2 protein-coding genes are annotated in these 2,476 nt (G+C 56.7%); both read left to right on the forward strand.

Annotation, left to right across the window (positions count from 1 at the left end):
* The first annotated feature begins 1,175 nt into the window (after positions 1-1,175).
* On the forward strand, positions 1,176-1,565 hold the full coding sequence (locus K288_RS0143070; RefSeq protein ID WP_027584837.1) for a hypothetical protein: 390 nt from the start codon (positions 1,176-1,178) through the stop codon (positions 1,563-1,565).
* A 209-nt stretch (positions 1,566-1,774) separates the two neighbouring features.
* Positions 1,775-1,912, forward strand: coding sequence for a hypothetical protein (locus tag K288_RS53970; protein ID WP_160169094.1), 138 nt, complete (start codon positions 1,775-1,777; stop codon positions 1,910-1,912).
* Positions 1,913-2,476 lie beyond the last annotated feature (564 nt).

Consider the following 2,476-nt stretch of genomic DNA (forward strand, 5'->3'; position numbering starts at 1 on the left):
GCGCGACAATCTTCGCAGCAATCATCATCTCGCCGCGACACTGACTCGCCATCCTGATTGTCGCGCGCTCCCCACCCAGATTGTCGCGCTATAGTTCATAGATACGGCATCTCTGTCACTCCGCCGGCGAGACGCGCAATCCAATCATGCACCGCTATTGGAAGGACATCGAAGGCAGTCTCGCAAAGGACTGGCGTACCTTGCTCAGATGAACAAGCAGTATGCATGCGATGAGGCTTATGACCGGCTGTCGGCGCGTAATTGGTTCGATCGGCGGACGGGACGCGCAATAGATGAACCAGCCGAAATCGCGTGGCGGGAGTGAACCGAGACCCGGGATCTCTGTATGTATGTCGCATGCAGTTCGAAGCGGCATCGAGCCGGTATTTGTCAGGTCTCGCGCGAAAGGTGGAAACAGAGCGGTCAATGCCCGCCGGCTACCTCGCAACAAGACGCGCAGATGCTGGGGCTGCACCCTGCCTCGCCGTAACGCTCGATTCGGCTGGCGGTCGTGCTGCGGCGCGATCACCCGCTCGAAGTGATCGGCCAGCGCACCGGCTGCGGTCAAGCCCCTAATGCCGGCGCCGATCGCTACGGGCTGTTTACCGATCGTTTTGCCTGCCATCGCAGTCCTCTCCCAATCCGCGCAGTGATGTCGCGGTATATAAAGGGGCACAAGGGGGTTACGGTGTGATTTCACCGCGGACGAAGCGCATAACAACTGTAACCCTACTATGTTTTATGCAGCATTCCGATTTGAATAGCTCGCTACGCTCAAGCCGCTGAAGCCGTCAGTTCAAATGCGACCGCGGTAACCGATCCCGTTGGGGAAATCAGCGACGGGATCCCCTGTCGCTCTGCGTGTGGATCGACTTTTCAGAAAGCTATCCTGCAGCCCACCACGTGGGCTGTCCTCATAGCTGTTCAAGAATGGCGGCCCACGAAATCACTTCGGAAGGAGAGTAGCGAATGTGCGGTTCAAGTGAGAACGGCTGCATCGTATATCGTGAGGGACGTAAGCAACGGCCAACGCGCAATCGCAGAGACTGCGCCCCAAATTCTAGTCGCCGGGACAATCAGCGGCGGCCTGAACATCGACGGCAAGTGCACCAAACCCGACCTCGGGGGTTCATTTCAAATCTATCGTCCGGATGACGATCAGGGGTTAAGCAGTGATGCACGTTCGAATTCTTGCTGCACTCATCTCAGCCGCATCGTTCCTTGTCCCCGCCGCCGAGGCGAAACCCGTCGCCATGATGTGCAGGGGAAGCTCAACTTACGAAGACAAGAATACCCTCGTCGCCTGGCAAGGAAGCGCGATCCTCGACTTGGAGAACTATTCGTTCTCCCTTTCAACGCCGATTGCCGACTTCGTCATTTCATACATCGGTGACACCGTAATCAACTTCGGCAGAAGGGATGAGGGTTCCTTATCTTTAGGAACGATAGACCGGATTTCGGGAGAGCTGATCCTATCGACCTTGCCGTCTCGCGATCAAGTGAAGCAACAAGATCATCAGTGGCTAGTCATCGCTCGCTGCAATCCCGCGAGCAAACTGTTCTGAAATGCCTCGTCACTTGGAAGAACGGGACCGTTCCAACCTGGTTTGTGTAGCGCTGGTGCTTCTGCTTGCCTTGCTGGTGAACGCGCGCTGGTCAAGAGCTTCTCACGCAAGCCGCGTCCGGCCAGAGGACTACAGAATCCCATCCAACTCCAGCTCCAGCCCCGGAAGGGTGATGCTGCTTGTGAGAGCGATGATGGATGGCTGCTGCAATGTCCCGCCTCGGTGAGGTCTTGTTCTGGCTCGTCCTGATCGCCAGCGCGATCGTCGGCGCGACGCACCCATCACCGTGGGTTTGCATCAATGCCGACGAACCTATCGCGACCTGCATCTCCATCCCCTCTCCCTAAGGTCGACCATGTTTTTCGAGTACGACAAGCGATCACAATGCGATGGGAACATTACGATCTACAGCCTGTCGATCGCCCTTCTTTGTCTTACGGCTGTATTCGAGTTGCCCTTCGCGGCGGCTCTTTCTTTGAGCGATGCCGCAGCGACAGCAACAAGCCCATCCGGAGGCGTGCTGCCAGACGACTCCGACTAGAGGCCGATCACGATGGACTGCAATGGAGTGATGGAAGTATCGCCAAACCAATCGTTCCCATTCGATACGAGCGCAGTCTTGGATTTGGAGGGGCGCAAATTCAGACCCGGTGTGGCCGCTTATGACATTAACGAGGAGCCCCAGGTCTATGGACGTTTTCACCGGGGCCATTACTGACGTAACTAGCCTCGTCCCTGCTGACATCACAGCGAAACCCCGCTGGCCTTCTCATAACCCGACATGACTGGCCTAGATGAGGAGGGACTACGATGCCATGCATGTTTCGCGGGATCGTGAGCACGGATTTCAGAGCATCGTGAGCAGAGATTTCAGACGATCGTGAGCATGGATTTCGCGGGATCGTGAGCAA

The organism is Bradyrhizobium sp. Ai1a-2, assembly GCF_000426245.1.
Taxonomy (GTDB): Bacteria; Pseudomonadota; Alphaproteobacteria; order Rhizobiales; family Xanthobacteraceae; genus Bradyrhizobium.